At 68.5% G+C, this 17398-nt stretch carries 20 protein-coding genes; 9 read left to right on the top strand and 11 right to left on the bottom strand.

The features are described 5' to 3' along the window. Positions 1-5: 5 nt before the first annotated feature. The 4 genes from KCI33_RS12990 to pyrC all read right to left on the bottom strand — a co-directional run bounded on the left by KCI33_RS12990 (position 6) and on the right by pyrC (position 4319). A complete protein-coding gene (locus KCI33_RS12990) occupies positions 6-644 on the bottom strand; it encodes a DUF1326 domain-containing protein (protein ID WP_212525229.1) in 639 nt (212 codons plus the stop codon). Positions 645-800: 156 nt separating this feature from the next. Continuing rightward, positions 801-2288 (bottom strand): replicative DNA helicase, encoded by a 1488-nt coding sequence (locus tag KCI33_RS12985; RefSeq protein ID WP_212525228.1) that lies wholly within the window; start codon positions 2286-2288, stop codon positions 801-803. A 186-nt stretch (positions 2289-2474) separates the two neighbouring features. Then, positions 2475-3155 (bottom strand): orotate phosphoribosyltransferase, encoded by a 681-nt coding sequence (locus KCI33_RS12980; protein WP_212525227.1) that lies wholly within the window; start codon positions 3153-3155, stop codon positions 2475-2477. Positions 3156-3278: 123 nt separating this feature from the next. After that, entirely contained in the window at positions 3279-4319 is a 1041-nt protein-coding gene (gene pyrC / locus KCI33_RS12975) for a dihydroorotase (RefSeq protein ID WP_212525226.1), read from the bottom strand. Positions 4320-4531: 212 nt separating this feature from the next. Between pyrC and KCI33_RS12970 the strand changes: the two genes are divergently transcribed. The 9 genes from KCI33_RS12970 (at position 4532) to ureG (ending at position 10226) form a co-directional block, all read left to right on the top strand. Further along, on the top strand, positions 4532-5359 hold the full coding sequence (locus KCI33_RS12970) for an urease accessory protein UreD (protein ID WP_212525225.1): 828 nt from the start codon (positions 4532-4534) through the stop codon (positions 5357-5359). A gap of 9 nt (positions 5360-5368) precedes the next feature. Beyond that, positions 5369-5671 carry an urease subunit gamma gene (locus tag KCI33_RS12965; protein ID WP_212525224.1) on the top strand — a complete coding sequence of 101 codons (303 nt, stop codon included), beginning with the start codon at positions 5369-5371 and terminating at the stop codon, positions 5669-5671. A gap of 10 nt (positions 5672-5681) precedes the next feature. Continuing rightward, a complete protein-coding gene (locus tag KCI33_RS12960; RefSeq protein ID WP_212525223.1) occupies positions 5682-5987 on the top strand; it encodes an urease subunit beta in 306 nt (101 codons plus the stop codon). Positions 5988-6014: 27 nt separating this feature from the next. Beyond that, on the top strand, positions 6015-6299 hold the full coding sequence (locus KCI33_RS12955) for a hypothetical protein (protein ID WP_212525222.1): 285 nt from the start codon (positions 6015-6017) through the stop codon (positions 6297-6299). A gap of 6 nt (positions 6300-6305) precedes the next feature. Next, positions 6306-8015, top strand: coding sequence for an urease subunit alpha (gene ureC, locus KCI33_RS12950; RefSeq protein WP_212525221.1), 1710 nt, complete (start codon positions 6306-6308; stop codon positions 8013-8015). Between the two features lie 140 nt (positions 8016-8155). Further along, a complete protein-coding gene (locus tag KCI33_RS12945; protein ID WP_212525220.1) occupies positions 8156-8374 on the top strand; it encodes a hypothetical protein in 219 nt (72 codons plus the stop codon). Positions 8375-8440: 66 nt separating this feature from the next. Continuing rightward, the gene (locus tag KCI33_RS12940) at positions 8441-8995 is read left to right on the top strand and encodes an urease accessory protein UreE (RefSeq protein WP_212525219.1); all 555 of its coding nucleotides are present in this window, start codon (positions 8441-8443) and stop codon (positions 8993-8995) included. Continuing rightward, positions 8992-9618: an urease accessory protein UreF gene (locus KCI33_RS12935; protein ID WP_212525218.1), complete on the top strand. Its 627-nt coding sequence runs from the start codon at positions 8992-8994 to the stop codon at positions 9616-9618. Before KCI33_RS12940 ends, KCI33_RS12935 begins: the two co-directional genes overlap by 4 nt. Continuing rightward, the gene (ureG, locus tag KCI33_RS12930) at positions 9615-10226 is read left to right on the top strand and encodes an urease accessory protein UreG (RefSeq protein WP_212525217.1); all 612 of its coding nucleotides are present in this window, start codon (positions 9615-9617) and stop codon (positions 10224-10226) included. The genes KCI33_RS12935 and ureG overlap by 4 nt, the downstream gene beginning before the upstream one ends. A 3-nt stretch (positions 10227-10229) precedes the next feature. Here ureG and KCI33_RS12925 read toward each other — a convergent pair whose 3' ends face one another. The 7 genes from KCI33_RS12925 to KCI33_RS12895 form a co-directional block, all read right to left on the bottom strand. Continuing rightward, entirely contained in the window at positions 10230-11198 is a 969-nt protein-coding gene (locus KCI33_RS12925; RefSeq protein WP_212525216.1) for a phosphoadenosine phosphosulfate reductase, read from the bottom strand. A gap of 107 nt (positions 11199-11305) precedes the next feature. Next, a complete protein-coding gene (locus tag KCI33_RS12920) occupies positions 11306-12349 on the bottom strand; it encodes a glycosyltransferase family 2 protein (protein WP_212525215.1) in 1044 nt (347 codons plus the stop codon). A 2-nt stretch (positions 12350-12351) separates the two neighbouring features. Further along, the gene (locus KCI33_RS12915; RefSeq protein WP_212525214.1) at positions 12352-13059 is read right to left on the bottom strand and encodes an FkbM family methyltransferase; all 708 of its coding nucleotides are present in this window, start codon (positions 13057-13059) and stop codon (positions 12352-12354) included. A 3-nt stretch (positions 13060-13062) separates the two neighbouring features. Beyond that, positions 13063-15396, bottom strand: coding sequence for a glycosyltransferase family 2 protein (locus KCI33_RS12910; RefSeq protein WP_212525213.1), 2334 nt, complete (start codon positions 15394-15396; stop codon positions 13063-13065). Next, positions 15396-16037, bottom strand: a complete 642-nt coding sequence (locus KCI33_RS12905; RefSeq protein WP_212525212.1) for a sulfotransferase — start codon at positions 16035-16037, stop codon at positions 15396-15398. Before KCI33_RS12905 ends, KCI33_RS12910 begins: the two co-directional genes overlap by 1 nt. Continuing rightward, a complete protein-coding gene (locus KCI33_RS12900; RefSeq protein WP_212525211.1) occupies positions 16030-17064 on the bottom strand; it encodes a glycosyltransferase family 2 protein in 1035 nt (344 codons plus the stop codon). The genes KCI33_RS12905 and KCI33_RS12900 overlap by 8 nt, the downstream gene beginning before the upstream one ends. Positions 17065-17241: 177 nt before the next feature. Beyond that, the coding region (locus tag KCI33_RS12895) for an acyl-CoA dehydrogenase family protein (protein ID WP_282960731.1) at positions 17242-17398 on the bottom strand (157 nt) is incomplete at its 5' end.

The following is a 17398-nucleotide window of genomic DNA, read 5'->3' as shown; positions in this document are numbered from 1 at the left end:
GCCGCTCAGGCGCGCACGACGCCTGCGCCGGTCAGGTGCAGGGCCGCGAAATGCGCGTGGCTGTCGCGGTTCTTCGCCAGCGCGATCGCGCCGCCCGAGGTTCTCGTGCTGCCGGAGGCCAGCTCCGCGGCGGTGAACTCGAACCCATTCGGCAGGTTGAGGCCGACGCGGTGCGGCGCGCCCGTCACCGGGTGCGGGATCGGCGCCGCGCTGATCTCGAAGATGCCGCCCACCTTGGCGCGGCCGGAGCGCCCTTCGCGGTCGATCGCCAGCTCGATCGGCGCCGAAAGCGTCGGGTGCCGGTTGGGCGACATGGCCGAAAACACGAACCACATCGTCGCCATGTCCTCGGTGTCCTCGCCGGTCATGATGGCCTCTAGGGCGGCGCGCTGCGCGGCGTCGGCGCGCGCGTCAATGACCAGCTGCATCTCGCCGTTGCCCTCATGGATGGGGCCCGGCCATTTGTAGGTCGCCCCCGCGCGCAGCCCGTCGAGCTTCACGTCGCCGTGGTGGCCCTTGTGGATGTCATAGACGACTGCGGCCTCGCAGCTGCCGTCGGTCGGCGACACGCCGAACTGGCACGGGCAGCCGAAATTGCAGTTGCAGTTGGCGAGTTCCTCGCCCTGAATTGCCCAGTCTTTCATGATTGTCCCCTATCTGAAACGTGACGCTCGATAGGGATGCCTCCGATTCCGGACGGCGGCGGCCGGGCATTTCTCGCGGCTGCTCCGGCCTTTCCACCTGCGACATCATAGCACAGGCGTGGACAATCCTTAAGACCTCTCGTGGGCGGCGCCGGCTCAGAACTCCTCGGCGCCCTGCTGGTAGGGTTTGACGAGGTTACCGAAGCGGGTGAACTGGCTCTCGAAGCTCAGCTCGACCGTGCCGATCGGGCCGTGGCGCTGCTTGCCGATGATGACCTCGGCCTTGCCGTGCAGCCGCTCCATGTCGGCCATCCACTTCTCCATCGAGGCCAGATCGTCCTCGCCGGGCTTCTCGCGCTCTTTGTAATATTCGCCGCGATAGACGAAGAGCACCACGTCGGCGTCCTGTTCGATCGAGCCCGATTCCCGCAGGTCGCTGAGCTGCGGGCGCTTGTCCTCGCGGCTTTCGACCTGGCGCGAGAGCTGCGACAGCGCGATCACGGGGATGTTCAGTTCCTTGGCGATGGCCTTCATCCCCATCGAGATTTCGGCGATCTCGTTCACCCGGTTGTCGCCCTTGCCGGTGCCGCGGCAGAGCTGCAGGTAGTCGATGATCAGCAGGTCCAGCCCGTGCGTGCGCTTCAGCCGCCGCGCGCGGGCGGCAAGCTGCGCGATCGGCAGGGCGGGGGTGTCGTCGATGAACAGCGGGCAGGATTCCAGCTGCTTGGCGGCCTCGACGAAGCGGCGGAACTCGCCCTCGGTCATGTCGCCCTGACGGATCTTGTGCGACGAGATCTCCGAGGCTTCGGCCAGGATCCGGCCCGCCAGCTGCTCGGCGCTCATCTCGAGGCTGAAGAAGCCGACCACGCCGCCATCGACCGCGCCCTCGACCCCGTCGTGCCGGAGCCCGCGCTTGTAGGCCTTGGCGACATTGAAGGCGATGTTGGTCGCCAGCGAGGTCTTGCCCATCGAGGGCCGCCCGGCGAGGATCAGCAGGTCCGAGGGGTGCAGGCCGCCGAGCTTCTTGTCGAGGTCGATCAGCCCGGTTGAGATCCCCGCCATCCCGCCGCCGCGCTGATAGGCGGCGTTGGCCACGTTGACCGCATCCGTCACCGCCCGCAGGAAGGACTGGAAGCCGGTCTCGCTCTGCCCCTGTTCGCCCAGCTTGTAGAGCTTCTGCTCGGCCTCGACGATCTGCTCCTTGGGCTCGCTGTCCACATCGACGCGCGCGGCCTTGGCCGAGATGTCGTGGCCCAGCTCGATCAGCTCGCGCCGGATCGCGAAGTCGTAGATCATCTGGGCATAGTCGCGCGCCGCGAAGGACGAGATCGCGGCGCCCGCAAGGCGTGCGAGATAGGCCGGCCCGCCCAGCTCCTTCAGCCCCTCGTCCTCCTCGAGGAAGGCTTTCAGCGTCACGGGGCTGGCCAGCGCGTTCTTCTGGATGCGCCGCGCCGCCACCTCGTAGATGCGCGCGTGCACCGGCTCGTAGAAATGGTGCGGCTGCAGGACCGCGGCGACCCTGTCATAGACATCGTTGTTGGTCAGGATCGCGCCGAGAAGCTGCTGCTCGGCCTCGATACTGTGCGGGAGGGTCCCGCTGTCACCGCTTTCCTGGCCCTGCCGGATGGCCGCGATTTCGTTCATGGACTGCCCCTGTCTTTGGCCTGATGGCTTACAGGTTTCAGGCGCCACAGTTCAAACGGTATGTTTCTGTGGATAACCTGTGGACACCCGCCTCGCCGCAAATTCTAGCGGAATGGGGGGCGCCTGTCGCCACAAATTGCGGCAACAGGGCTGACCCTCCGATACAGATTTTTCGAACCGCGCGGTTCAGCCCCCGGTCCGGGCCTCTTGCCAGGCGCGCGGGGCGTTGAGGAACGATTCGACCTCCGCCAGCGTCCCGGCGTCGAACGCGCCCGAGGCGCGGGCCTCCTCCAGCACGTCCCACCAGGTGCATAGGTAATGCAGCGCCACGCCGTGATCGCCCAGCGTCTTCTCGGTCTCCGGGAAGATGCCGTAGTAGAAAATCACCGCGGTGTGCGCGCAGCTCGCCCCGGTCTCGCGGATCGCGTCGACGAAGCTCAGCTTGGAACCGCCGTCGGTGGTCAGGTCCTCGACCAGCAGCACGCGCTCGCCCTCGCGCATCGCGCCCTCGATGCGGGCATTGCGGCCGTAGCCCTTGGGCTTCTTGCGCACATAGGTCATGGGCAGGCCCAGACGCTCGGCCACCAGGGCGGCGAAGGGGATGCCCGCGGTCTCGCCGCCGGCGATGTTGTCGAAGGCCTCGAAGCCGGCCTCGCGCATCACGGTCACGGCCATGAAATCCATGAGCGTTGAGCGGATGCGCGGGAAGCTGATGAGTTTGCGGCAGTCGATATAGGTCGGCGAGGGCAGGCCCGAGGCCAGGGTGAAGGGCTCGGCCGCGTTGAAATGCACGGCTTTGATCTCCAGCAGCATGCGCGCGGTCAGGCGGGCGATCTCGGCCTTGTCGGGAAAGGAGGAGGGGATCATGTCAGGAACCTTCGTCTGTTTTCTTCTGGCAATAAATATCCCCGCCGGAGGCATCGGCCCCGCGCGGCGGGGCCGAAACTTTCATGCCTCCGGCGGGAGTATTTCCGCCAAGAAGAAGGGGCGTCATTCGGCGACCCGCCAATGCAGCGGAAAGCCGGGGTCGAACAGGGTCACGGGGCCCGCGCCGGTCAGGATCTTGGCCGGGTAGTGGACGGGTGCGCCCTTGACGAGCGTGATCCGTTCCTCGTTTGGCGGCAGCCGGTAGAAGGCCGGGCCGTGGAGCGAGGCGAAGCCCTCCAGCCTGTCCAGCGCGCCCTCGCGCTCGAACACCTCGGCCAGGCAGCTCATCGTGTTGGTGGCGGTGAAGCAGCCCGCGCAGCCGCAGGCGCTTTGCTTGTTGGCGTCCGTGTGCGGCGCGCTGTCGGTGCCGAGGAAGAACCGCGCGTCTCCGCCGGTGGCGGCCCCGACCAGCGCTAGGCGGTGGTTTTCGCGCTTGGCCACCGGCAGGCAGTAGTAATGCGGCTTGATGCCGCCGACCAGGATGTGGTTGCGGTTGATGATCAGGTGATGGGTGGTGATCGTGGCCGCCAGATCCCGGTCGTGGGCCTGCACATAGGCGACGCCGTCGGCGGTGGTCAGGTGCTCCATCACCACGCGCAGGCCGGGGGTGGCGCGGCGCACCGGGTCGAGCACGCGGTCGATGAACACCGCCTCGCGGTCGAAGATGTCGATCTCGGGGTCGGTCACCTCGCCGTGCACGCAGAGCGGGCAACCGATCTCGGCCATCTTCTCGAGCACGCCGCGCACCTTGTCGAAATCGCGCACCCCCGAGGCCGAGTTGGTGGTGGCGCCCGCCGGGTAGAGCTTGACCGCGGTGATCAGTCCGCTGGCATGGGCCGCGGCGAGATCCTCGGGATCGGTCTCCTCGGTCAGGTAGAGGGTCATCAGCGGGGTGAAACCGGCGCCCTCGGGCAGGGCGGCGAGAATCCGGTCGCGATAGGCGGCGGCGTCGGCGGCGGTGACCACCGGCGGCACCAGGTTGGGCATGATGATGGCGCGGGCGAAATGGCGGGCGCTTTCGGGCAGCACGCCCTGCAGCATGGCGCCGTCGCGCAGGTGCAGGTGCCAGTCGTCGGGGCGGCGGAGGGTGAGGCTCTGTGTCATGGCTCAGCCGTTACACAATTGCGCGCGCGGTTTCCAGTGGGCAAAGCGCGTAGCCACGGTCGCGCGAAGGGCGGGGCAGCGCAGCCGGACCGTGCCCGGAATTTGGGCAATGCCGCCCGGTTTTCGGGCATCCGGCCGGAAAACCGGGGGCGGTCCGTCGCCCGTCGCGCGCGGGGCTGCCCCTGGCGCGCGATGCCCGCCATGATGCGCCCATGTCAAGTGCAGCCGAGACCCAGACCGGAATGCAGCGCGTGCGCGGCCACGCGGGGGTCGCGCTGTCCGCGGCGCCGGGCGGCGCGCGGCTGGTCCGGCTGCGCCAGCAGGGCTCGGCCAAGGCCTTCCTGCCGCGGGTGCACGGGGCCTGCCCGGAGGTGGTGTTCCTGAACACCGCGGGCGGGCTGACCGGGGGAGACCGGCTGAGCTATGCCGTGACGCTGGACGCGGGCGCACGCGCCGTGGCTACCACCCAGACGGCCGAGCGCGCCTACGCGGCCGCCTCGGGCGTGGCCGAGGTGGAGGTCAGCTTCGACCTCGCGCCCGGCGCGCGGCTGGACTGGCTGCCGCAGGAGACGATCCTGTTCGAGGGTTCGGCGCTGTTGCGGCGCAGCCGCTTCACGCTGGCGGGCGATGCCGCCTGCCTGCTGGTGGAGATGGTGGTGCTGGGGCGGGCCGCGATGGGCGAGGTGCTGAGCCGCGCCAGCCTGCACGATACGCGCGAGGTCAGCCGCGACGGGTGCCCCGTGCTGATCGAACCGCTGCGCCTGAGCGCCGAGGCGCTGGCGCAGGCCGGCAACCCGGCCGGGCTGGGCGGCGCGCGGGCGCTGGCCACGCTGGCGCTGGTGGCGCCGGGCGCGGAGGACGCGCTGGGCCCCCTGCGCGGCGCGCTGGGCGGCGAGAGCGTGGTCTCGGCGGCCTCCGCCTGGGACGGGCGCTGCGTGGCGCGTTTCGCCGCCGCCGACGCGCTGCCGCTGAAACGCGCCGTGGCGCGCGCGCTGACCGCGCTCAGGGGCGCGGCCTTGCCCCGTGTCTGGCAGATCTGAGGAGAGACGATGAACCTGACGCCGCGTGAAAAGGACAAGCTGCTGGTCAGCCTCGCCGCGATGGTGGCGCGGGGCCGGCTGGCTCGGGGGGTGAAGCTGAACCACCCCGAGGCGATCGCCCTGATCACCGATTATGTGGTCGAGGGCGCGCGCGACGGCCGCTCTGTCGCCGCGCTGATGGAGGACGCCGCCCATGTGGTCGGCGCCGCGCAATGCATGCCCGGCATACCCGAGATGATCCACGAGGTGCAGGTCGAGGCGACCTTTCCCGACGGCACCAAGCTGGTGACCGTGCACCACCCCATCCGCTGAGGAGAGAGCGATGATACCCGGCGAAATCTTCCCCCGTCCCGGCGAGATCACGCTGAACGCAGGCCGCGAGGCGATCACGCTGCGCGTCGCCAACACCGGCGACCGGCCGGTGCAGGTCGGCAGCCATTATCATTTCGCCGAGACCAACGCGGCGCTCGATTTCGATCGCGAGGCCGCGCGCGGGATGCGGCTGGACATCGCCGCAGGCACCGCGGTGCGGTTCGAACCCGGACAGAGCCGGGACGTGGACCTGGTGCCCGTTGCCGGTATGCGGCGGATATACGGCTTCAACCAGAAGGTTATGGGTGAACTTTAGGTTATTATCATGAAAGGGAAATTCGAAATGTCGACCCCTCTGAAGCACCCGCCTTGCGACGTCTCCGGCGCCATGCCGATTCAGGTTTGGGCGCGTCTGTTCGAGATGCAGATGGCCATGGCCACGGCCTGGTTCGGCGCTGCTCTGCGGCTCAACCCGTTCCTGCCGGCGGTGGACACCGAGGCGCTTTCGGCGCCGCATGCCGCCCCGAAAGCCGCGGCCAGGCCCGGCGCGGCGCGTGCCGCCAAACCCGCCCCGCGCCGCCGGCGCGCCCAGGCCAGACCGGCCCAGCCTTTCAGGACCGAGGACTGATCACCCATGCCCGCCCGCATCTCCCGCGCGACCTATGCCGACATGTATGGCCCGACCACCGGGGACCGTGTGCGCCTGGCCGATACCGATCTTGTCATAGAGGTTGAAGAAGACCTCACAAGTTACGGGGAAGAGGTAAAATTCGGCGGTGGCAAGGTGATACGCGACGGCATGGGGCAGAGCCAGGCGACACGGGCGGACGGCGCCGCCGACACGGTGATCACCAACGCGCTGATCCTCGACGTCACCGGCATCGTAAAGGCCGATGTGGCGCTGCGCGACGGGCGGATCGCGCGGATCGGCAAGGCGGGCAACCCCGACACCCAGCCGGGCGTCGATATCGTCATCGGCCCCGGCACCGAGGTCATCGCGGGCGAAGGCCGCATCCTGACCGCCGGCGGCTTCGACAGCCACATCCATTACATCTGCCCGCAGCAGATCGAGGATGCGCTGCATTCCGGCGTGACCACCATGCTGGGCGGCGGCACCGGACCCGCGCATGGCACGCTCGCCACCACCTGCACGCCGGGGCCTTGGCATATCGGGCGGATGCTGCAGGCGGCCGATGCCCTCCCGATGAACCTCGCCTTCGCGGGCAAGGGCAACGCCTCGCGCCCCGCCGCGCTGGAGGAGCAGGTCCGGGCCGGGGCCTGCGCGCTGAAGCTGCATGAGGATTGGGGCACCACGCCCGGCGCGATCGACTGCTGCCTGGGCGTGGCCGACGACATGGATGTGCAGGTGATGATCCACACCGACACGCTGAACGAATCCGGCTTCGTCGAGAACACCGTGGCCGCCATGAAGGGCCGCACCATCCATGCCTTCCACACCGAGGGCGCGGGCGGCGGGCATGCCCCCGACATCATCAAGGTGGTGGGCGAATCCCACGTCCTGCCCAGTTCCACCAACCCGACGCGGCCCTACACGGTGAACACGATCGAGGAGCATCTGGACATGCTCATGGTCTGCCATCACCTCGACAAGGCGATCCCCGAGGACGTGGCCTTCGCCGAGAGCCGCATCCGGCGCGAGACCATCGCGGCCGAGGACATCCTGCACGACATGGGCGCGTTTTCCATCATCGCCAGCGACAGCCAGGCCATGGGCCGGGTGGGCGAGGTGCTGATCCGCACCTGGCAGACCGCCCACAAGATGAAGCAGCAGCGCGGCCGCCTGGCCGAGGAGACCGGCGACAACGACAACGTCCGGGTCAAGCGCTACATCGCCAAATACACCATCAACCCGGCCATCGCCCACGGCATGAGCCGCGAGATCGGATCGGTCGAGGCGGGCAAGCGCGCCGATCTGGTGCTGTGGCGCCCGGCGTTTTTCGGGGTGAAGCCCGAGATGGTGCTGATCGGCGGCATGATCGTCATGGCGCAGATGGGCGACCCCAACGCCTCGATTCCCACGCCGCAGCCGGTCTATTCGCGCCCCATGTTCGGCGCCTTCGGCCGGGCGGTGGAGAATTCGGCCGTGCTGTTCGTCTCGGCCGCGGCCCAGGCCGGGGGAGTGGGCGCCGCGCTGGGGCTGGCCAAGCGGACGGTGGCGGTTGAGAACACCCGCGCCATCGGCAAGGCCGACATGGTGATGAACGCCGCCACGCCGCATATCGAGGTGAACCCCGAAACCTACGAGGTGCGCGCCAACGGCGAATTGCTGACCTGCGCGCCGGCCAGCGAACTGCCGATGGCGCAACGCTATTTTCTGTTCTGACGCAACCCCCGCCCGTCATGCCGCGCCGCGGCGATAACGCAGGGCGGGGTTGCGAAAAACGCAATGGAAAGGGCGGGATTGCTGACCTATCTTCGGTGTCAGGGAGGAAACGCTTTGCGCCAGCAAAAGGAGTTTCCAAAATGGCCGTAACGACTCATATCCCCGCAGCAAGCCTCGGGATCCGTCTCTCCGCACCTTTCCGCGCCATTGGCCGGTTCCTGGTGTATCTGATGGAGAACAACAGCCGCCTTCAGCGCGTCCAGCGCCTGCAGGCCATGAACGATGAGCAGCTCGCCAAGCTGGGCATCGCGCGCGAAGATATCGTGCACCACGTCTTCAAAGACCTCTACGGCATGTGATTCCCTTTCGCCCGGGGCACGGCGCGGCTATGCTTGCAGCATGTGCCCCGAGCGGAGAGAACCGACATGCCCGCCGACCTTGGAAAAGCCCTGCGCCTTTTGCCCTCGACCGGGGGCGGCAGGCCCCACGACCGCGTCGTCCTGAGTTATGACGAGCGGCTCCTGCGCCGCAAGCGCCTGAAAACGGCGGGCGGCGACAGCTTTCTCGCCGATCTGCCCGAGACCGTCTCGCTGAAGGGTGGCGAGGCTTTGGAGCTGGAGGATGGCCGGCTGATCGAGGTCGAGGCGGGCGAGGACGACCTGCTGGAGATCACGGGGCGCGACCTGGTGCGCTTCGCCTGGCATATCGGCAACCGCCACGCCCCCTGCCAGATCGAGGACGACCGGCTGCTGATCCAGCGCGACCCGGTGATGGCCGAGATGCTGCGCCAGCTTGGCGCGGGCGTGGCCGAGGTCTCTGCCCCCTTCGCGCCAGAGGGCGGCGCCTATGGCCACGGCCGCACCCTGGGCCACGAGCACGGCCATGTGCATGGCCATGTGCATCACCACGCCGACCACAAGCATATCGAAGACGAGGGCGAGGAAGAACCGCGCGGTCCGTCCGTGATCGACGAGGCATGAGCGCGGCCGACCTTCTGACCCTGACGCAATGGCTCTCGCCGGCCTTCCCGGTGGGGGCCTTCGCCTATTCGCACGGGCTGGAGCAGGCGATCTGCGACGGCGACGTGCGCGACGCGGCCACGCTGGAGCGCTGGCTGCGGCTGGTGCTGGAGCAGGGCAGCGGCGCGGTGGACGCGGTGCTGCTGTGCCGGGCGCTGGCGGGCGATGAGGTCGCCGACACCGCCCGCGCGCTCGCCGTCTCGCGTGAGCGGCTGGAAGAGACCGACAAACAGGGCGCGGCCTTCGTCGCCACGGTGAACGCGCTCTACGGCGAGGCGCTGCCGCCGATGCCCCTGCCGGTGGCGGTGGGCGTGGCCGCGCGGCGGCTGAGCCTGCCGCCCGGGCAGGTGGCGGCGCTTTACCTGCATGGTTTCGCCTCCAACCTCGTCTCGGCCGCGGTGCGTTTCGTGCCGCTGGGCCAGAACGAGGGCCAGCAGGTGCTTTCGCGCCTGCACAAGGTGATCGAAACGGTGGCCGCGCGGGCGGTGGACACGCCGCTCGACCAGATCGGCAGCGCCGCATTCGGCGCCGATCTCGCCGCGATGCGCCACGAAACCCTGGACGTGAGGATCTTCAGGACATGAGCAGCCCGAACGGCCCCCTGCGGGTGGGCATCGGCGGCCCGGTGGGCGCCGGCAAGACCACGCTGACCGAACAGCTGTGCCGCGCGATGGCGGATCGCTATTCCATCGCGGTCATCACCAACGACATCTACACGTCGGAGGATGCCGAATACCTGATGCGCGCGCAGGTGCTGCCGCTGGAACGGATCAAGGGGGTGGAAACGGGCGGCTGCCCGCATACCGCGATCCGCGAGGATGCCTCGATCAACCTCGCCGAGGTGGCGGCGTTCCGCGAACGCATCCCCGATCTCGACGTGATCTTCATCGAATCCGGCGGCGACAACCTGGCCGCCACCTTCAGCCCGGAACTGGCCGATCTGACGCTCTACGTCATCGACACGGCGGCCGGGCAGGATATCCCGCGCAAGAAGGGGCCGGGGGTGACGCGCAGCGACCTGCTGGTGGTCAACAAGACCGATCTCGCGCCCTATGTGGGCGTGGATCGCGCGTTGCTGGAACGTGACGCGCGCGCGGCGCGCGGGGCGCGGCCGGTGGTGATGGCGGCGCTGAAATCGGGGCAGGGCGTGGACGAGATCGTCGCCTTCCTGATCGCCGAAGGCGGGCTCTGAGGCTTACTCCACTTCCGCCGGCTCTGGCGCCGGTTCGGGCGGCAGGGCGTGGCCCTCTTCGGCCAGCATCGCCTTCAGCTCTTCGAGCCGCTTGCGGAAGCGCGGGCGCGAGGTGCGCTTGATCGCGCTGCGGCACAGCAGGGCGGCGAGGTAGGGCCGCTCCGAGCGCTCCAGATGCACCAGCAGGTGGCGCAGGTAAGGCAGGTAGTCGCGGCGCGCGCGCAGAAGCTGGTGGAAGACCCGCGGCGACATCTGGCCCTCGCAGGCGGCGTCGATCAGCTCGGTCAGAACGCCCATGTTCAGCAGGTCGGTCTCCAGCGTCGCGCCGAAATGGCGGCAGCGCAGCTTGACCGCGTTGGCGCGGGTGAACAGCGCCGCGTGCATCGCGTCGAGCGGGTTCTGCGGATCGTAGAGGATATAGGCGCGCTCGGCCGCATCGATCATGTCGGGGGCGTAGCCGTAGCGGTCCGAGAAATTCAGCCGGCGATAGGCGAAGAAGCGATCGTCCCATTCGCACACCCGCGGGTCCAGCGTGGCCTGCGGGGCCAGCGCGATCACCGTGGCGCCGGGTGCCGCCACCGAGAAGGCCGCCGCCGCATAGCCGCCCATATCCGCGCCGTAGAACACCACGCGGTCGAAATCCTCGAAAAACGCCTCGTCGACCAGCCGGTCGAAGAAGGCATAGACGGCCGGATCGCGGAACCAAGTCTCGCCCTCGGCCATGAGGGTCAGTTGCGACCAGCCGGCCTCGTCCACCAGGGTGGCGGCCAGCGGCATCTGGTCCATCCGGGTGTTTCGGATCGTGTCAGCGCTTTCGAAAGTGACGAGCAGGGTCGGCGCCTGCTCGATGAACAGCGCCGCGTGATCGGGGCCGAGACGTTCGAAGCGGCCCTGCTCGTCGCCGACGGCGGCCATCCGGGCATACCATGCGGAGTGTTCTTCGCTGTGCTCTGTGCCACTGCCGGTGTGCATCGTGTTCTTGCCCCTTCCTTGCCCCGTCGCGCAGGGTGTTTCGCGACAGTCTTGCCGCCCCATTGCGGCGGAAATTGGACGGGCCCGGGGGCAATTTGATGGAATTCCTAGTCGGAATTCCTGCGCGCCCGGTTGGCGAACCCCGCCAGGAACCGCGCCGCGTTCAGGGGCACGGGCCGCGAGGGCGGTGTGACCAGCAGCCGGCCGAAGAGCGCGCGCAACGGCTCCTGCTCCATCAAATCGGCGAAGCGGGTCTTGCGCCAGCCCGCCGCGCGGCGGTGCAGCGCGTCGAGTTCGGGGTCGCTCCGCAACTCCGCCAGGATCGCGTCGCGCGCCGGTTTCAGCGCCGCGATGCTGCGGTCTTCGTCGGTAATGTAGTTCCGCTCGACCCAGTAATCCATGCCCAGATCATGCCCGTCATGCACGGCGCGGCCCCGGTCTGCCTTGAGGATGTAGCTCTCCATCGCGCCCAGCGGGTAATGGTTGAGTTGCACCAGCTGGTAATTGTCCTGCCCGTAATTCGAGAACAGCCGGGTCTTGCGGAACGTCTCGGGCAGTTCGCGGCCCGAGCCGTCGAACCAGCGCGCCTGTTCCAGCCTCTCGGGCACCGGGCTGCGCGGGCGGTGCACGCCGAGTTTCCGGTAGGTCCCATCGTTGCGGTAGAGCGTTTTGAACATCGCCGCCCGCCACGGCCAGTAGAGGATCGCCGGCGCCGCGCGGAGGAACTGGTCGCAGATGGGGCGGTCCTCGAAATGGACGATGCCGCCATTGCCGAACAGCCGCCATGTCAGCGTGACCGCCGTGGCCCCGGGCAGGGCGTCGAAAAGCGCCGAAAGGCTATGGTCGCCAACATGGATATTGACGAATTCGTCCACGTCCAGCGGCAGTATCCAGTCGGCCTGCCGCACCAGATCGTGCCCGTCGGCGCGTTTCAGCGCCGCCCATTGCACGCCGCCCTCATGCGGGCCGTCGTTGCGCACATGGGTCAGCTGGCCGAGCTGTTGCAGGCGGTCGAGGATGGCGTCGGTGCCGTCGTCGCAATCGTTGGAAAAGACGAGGAAATCGGTGAATCCCACGGCCCGGTGATGGGCCAGCCATTCCAGCAGGAAGGCGCCCTCGTTGCGGACGGTCAGGACGGCCAGCGCGCGCATGTCTACCAGTCCCGCCGGAAGGTCACGACCTTGGCGTTGGAGGCGCGCGGGAAATAGGTCAGCCCCGCCGCCGCCATCGCGGCAAAGACCTTCGCCGTGCCGGCCTGGCCGAAGACCTGCGGGTGCAGTTCGATGATCGCCACGCGGATGGCGCCGAGGTCCATCAGCGGCAGCAAGTCGGCCTCCGCCCCCTCGATGTCGCAGACCAGCGCGGTGGGCTTGATCTCGTCCATCACCTGCGCGACGGGGCGCACCGGCACGGTTTCGCGCGCGATGACGCCGCCGTGTTTCTCGCCCAGGTTGTCCTCCATCGAGGAGGCCACGAAATCGCCGCGCACATAGAAGGTGACCTCGCCTTCCTCCGCCCCCAGCAGGGCGTTGTGCACGGTCACGTCCTCCACCCCGTTGGCGGCGTGGACCGCGCGGATATAGGGGATCATCGCCGGGTTGGCCTCGAAGGCATGGACATGTCTCACGCCCAGCTTCCTGGCCATCAGGGTGGACATGTAGCCCATGCCCGCGCCCAGTTCGAGCACCGTGTCCTGCGGCCTGATCTGACGCAGCACGGCCTCGGATTCCTTCTTTTCATAGGCGTCGTCATGCAGCAGCTTGCGCCGCTTGCGGTCGATCACGCGCGGATCGTAGGGGAATTTCAGCCCGCGGGAGCGGATGAATTTCGGCGTGTTATCCGTGCCTTGCGGGGTATTCATCGCTCAGTTCTCCATGTCCAGCGCCAGCGCGTAGGCCACCCGTTCCGTGCTGGTCAGCCGGGCTGCCAGCGCCTGTTCGTAGAGATCGCGGAATTCGGGATTGGCGCGCAGGCTGGCGGCCTTGTCGCGGTGCCAGCACAGCGCGCCTTCGTGCAGCGCGCGCAGCCTGTCGTCGGCCAGCAGCCGCGTCATCCCGGCGCGCGTGCGCGGCACGTTGCGCTGGATCGTGATGTCCCTGTGGTCGCCCCAATCCATGCGGATCCAGTAATTCAGCCCGATCGAGCGGTCGACATGCAGCGCCCGCCCGCGCTGGCGCTTGATGAGAAAGCTCTCGGCCGAGCGCAGCGCGTAATGGTTGAGCTGGATCAGGTCGTAGCCGATCGAGCGCTGCGAGTTGCGCCAGCCGTTTTCCTTCACCTCCTCGCCCATCGGTTGTCCCGAGCCGTTCACCCACTGCACCCGGTCGCGCAGGGCCTCGTCCAGCTTGTTCGGCCGGTGGCAACTCATCTTGCCGTAGGCCCCGATGTTGCGGAACATGGTCTTGAAGCCCCAGACGGTGTGCGGCTTGGGGCAGAATTTCGGGGCGCAGCTGTCGAACTGTTCGATCACCAGATCGTCGCTGATCTCGCGCACGCCGTTATGGCCGAACAGCCGCCAGGTCATCGCCACGTTGGTGGCCTGCGGCACCCGGTCGAAGAAATCGTAAAGCGTGCCGTTGCCGCAGCGCACATTGATGAACTCGTCCACGTCGATATGGGCGATCCATTCGGCGTTGCGGATCACGTCCTCCTTCAGCGCGCGGTTCAGCGCGTGTTGCTGGGGCGAGTTGCCCTTCCAGTCGTCGTTGTTGCGGTGCTGGAGGACGCCCATCTCCTGCAGCCGGTCGAGGAGCTCGGCCGTGCCGTCCTCGCAGCCATTGGTGTAGATCAGGAAATTGTCGATGCCCACGGCGCGGTGATAGGCGACCCATTCGAGGATATAGGGGCCCTCGTTCTTCATGCAGCCGACGATGACGTTGCCGCTGCTGCCGGCGGGCAGGGCGCGGGCGGGCGCGTGGGTGTAGGGCGGGGCGGGGGTCTCCTCGTCCGCCGCGCCGAGGCGGTTATGCGGCGCGAAGGGGCTGCTGCGCAGCCGGGCGAAATTGGCCTTGGCCAGCGGCGGCAGCAGGTTCTCGGCAACCGGCGAGAGGCCCGCGGAGGTGTCGGCCGCGGGCGCATCGGCCCGGCCCGCCTCCTGCGCCTCGCGCGTGGCCCGCTCGATCCGGGGCAGGAAGGCGGCGAGGTATTGCGACGCGCGGAAGCCGAATTTTGGGTCGGCCTCGGCCCAGTCGTCTTGCGGCGCGTCGGGGGCGAGGGCCCGCGCGCTCAGCGCCGGGTGGGCCTTGATCAGGCGCGCGTTCCCGGCTGCGAAACGCTCCGAGATGGCGTGGAGGCGACCCGGTTCCAGCGGCGGGCCGTCCACGGCCACATCCGCGATCAGCTGCCGCCACAGCTTGCGCGGGATGACGCGCCCGGTGTCCAGAAGCTTGACCAGATCCGCGTTCAGCAGCCGCCCGCGGGTCAGCCAGGCGGCCGGCATGGGGCGGGTTTTCCGCGCCGCCGCCGCCTTGCCGATATTGCGCGGCAGGCCGAAGGCGTCGGAGAGTTCCGCGGTCAGCGCCTCGCTGTCGAACAGCGCCTTGTCATAGGGGCGGAAGGTGAGGCTGCCCGCGCCGAACACCCCCTCCCAATGCCGTTGCAGCGCCGCGTAGTCCAGCCAGAAGGGGGGCGCCTGAACCTCGGGCATCCGGTTGCGCGCGGGGTCGATTTCGTCCCATTCCTCCAGCGCGCTGCCCCACCAGTCCTCTTCCTCCGCCAGCGCCAGCTCATGTTCCAGCGAGCGGCCGCGCCCGGACCAGACCTGCTCGGTGTAATGGGCGGCCAGCATCCGGGCCTGCTCGTCGATATGGGCGAGGAGGGTGATCTTGCCGGCCAGCGGGTCGAGCATCGCCTTCAGCCGCTCCAGCTCGGAGCTGCGGTGCAGGCCGGTGGCGAGCTGATGGGCCGACAGGAGGATCTTTTCCGGCTGCGCGCCGTCGATCTCGCGCCGCAGATCGCGGATCAGGTCCTCGCGCAGGCGGGCCTGATCCGCGGGATCGCCAAAGCCGCGGTTCAGCCGCAGCGGATCGACGTGATCGGGGTCGGTCGCGGCCATGTAGAGGCGGGTGTGGTTCCGGCGCCCCGGCGCGCGGGGATAGAGCACGCCCTTGCCCGCCAGCTGGTCACGCTTGTCGTCCAGCACCTGTTGGAGGCGTTCCGCGCCGCAATAGGGCAGGCCGATATGCACGATCAGTTCCATCAGCAATCGCCCCCTTCGGCCGGGCGGTTGGCGTTGGCATTGGCCACGCCCCACCACGGCAGGGCGATCCCGAGGAAATCGCCGATGCGCGCCGGCGCCTCCGCGTCCGCGACATCGTATTCGAGGAAATCCGCGGCCCCCTCGAACACCCTGCGGCAGAAGGCGTAATGCCCCTCGATCCAGCGGATGCGCTCGGCATCGGTCGCGCCATAGCCTTGCGGCAGGCCGGGGATGGCGTTGCCGGGCAGGCGCGTCTTGCCGAGGTTGGACCAACGCCCCATGCTGTCGCTCAGCTTCGCCGGGTCGCGGTGGGTGAGGATGAAGCGCGCCCCGGGGTGATGCGCGCGGATCGCTGCGATCAGCCCCCAGTCGGTCTGCGGCCAGAGGTTGAGGCCCTGGCGGACGATGTCGATCTCGGTGAAGGCGTCGAATTCGGGCATCAGGGACAGCGGATCGCCGGTTTCGAAATAGCCCTGATACATCAGCTTGCCCACGAAGGCGCGGTTGAGGCGGTTATCCGCGCTCTGGCCCGCCCGGATGCGCCAGTCGGCCACGCGCAGGCCGGCGCGGCGCAGCGCCTCGCCCAGGGTCGTGGTGCCCGATTTCGGCAGGCCTAGATTGACGACCTTCAGTTCAGCCATGCGCGCCCCCGATCATCTCCAGCAGCTTCAGTTCCTGCGGGGGCAGCGTCGGCGCGGCGCGCAGCCGGTCGCGCAGGGCGCGGTAGTCGGGGTCCTGCATCAACCGCGCCAGGGTGGCGCGGTGGGCAGCGACGCTGGCCGCGTGCAGCGCCGCGATCTCGGGGTCGGATTTCAGCGCGGCCAGCGCCGCCTCCAGCCCCGGCAGGTGGCGCTGGATCGAGAGGTCCTCCCACGCGCCGTCATTGCGCTCGCGCCAATAGCTGTCGTCGAAACTGCGGTTCTCGCGGTTCACGTCGCCGCGGTCGTTCTTGACGAGATAGCTGTCGAGCGAGCGCAGCGCGTAGTGGTTCAGCGTCGCGAACCGGCGCGCCCCGGCGGCCGGGAACTTGCGCAGGCGGCGCTTGTTGGCGGCGGTCCTGAACTTCGGCGGAACCTCGCGGCCCGACCCGTCGGTCCAGGCCGGTTGCCGCTCGGGCGGCAGGCTCTCGCGGAAGAAGGGGCGGTGCGCGCCGTAATAGTGCAGCGGGAAATCGCGGCGGGTCAGGGTCTTGACCTCCTGCGCGGTCTGGTCGGTCCACAGGTCGGGATTGTGGCTGCGGGTGAACTGTCCGATCACCGGGCGGTCGGCGTAGTCCTCGACCCCGCCATTGGCGAAGAACTGGAAGGTCACGGAAATCGCCTGCGGGTTGCCGCAGGCCGCGATAAGCTCGGGGATGGTGCCCTGTCCCACACGGATGTTCAGGAACTCGTCCACATCGGCGATCCAGACCCAGTCGGACTCGCGCACCAGCGGCTGGCGGCCGGCGTCCTTCAGCGCCTCCATCTGGTAGTTGCGCCCCTGCGCCGGGTTGGGCAGATGCGTGACCAGCCCGCGCGCGGCCAGCGCATCCAGCAACGCGTCGGTGCCGTCCGTGCAGTCGTTGGAATAGAACAGGTGATCGCTCACCCCGATCATGCGGTTGAAGGCGATCCATTCCAGCAGGAAGGGGCCCTCGTTCTTCACACAGGTCACGGCGGTTATGCGCATCGCACCGCCCCTGGCCGGCAAGGCCCGCTGGAACTCATCTCACTGCTCGCCCGTTTCTTGGGTTGGCCCCCGATTGGCGCGGAATTCTTGGCGGTATTTGTGCCAGCTTGGGGCGGAACCGTCAAACGAAACGGGCCACCGCCAAGGTGGCCCGCCCGGCTCCGGCCCGGGGCCGGATCAGAAGAACGCCTGCAGGCCGGTCTGGGCTCGGCCGAGGATGAGGGCGTGCACGTCGTGGGTGCCCTCGTAGGTGTTCACGGTCTCCAGGTTCAGCATGTGGCGGATGACCTGGAACTCCTCGGAGATCCCGTTGCCGCCGTGCATGTCGCGCGCC

The sequence above is a fragment of the Actibacterium sp. MT2.3-13A genome (genome assembly GCF_018139985.1).
Taxonomy (GTDB): Bacteria; Pseudomonadota; Alphaproteobacteria; order Rhodobacterales; family Rhodobacteraceae; genus JAGSOU01.
The sequence above is the reverse complement of the archived record's forward strand: the minus strand, read 5'-3'. Positions and strand labels throughout refer to the sequence as shown.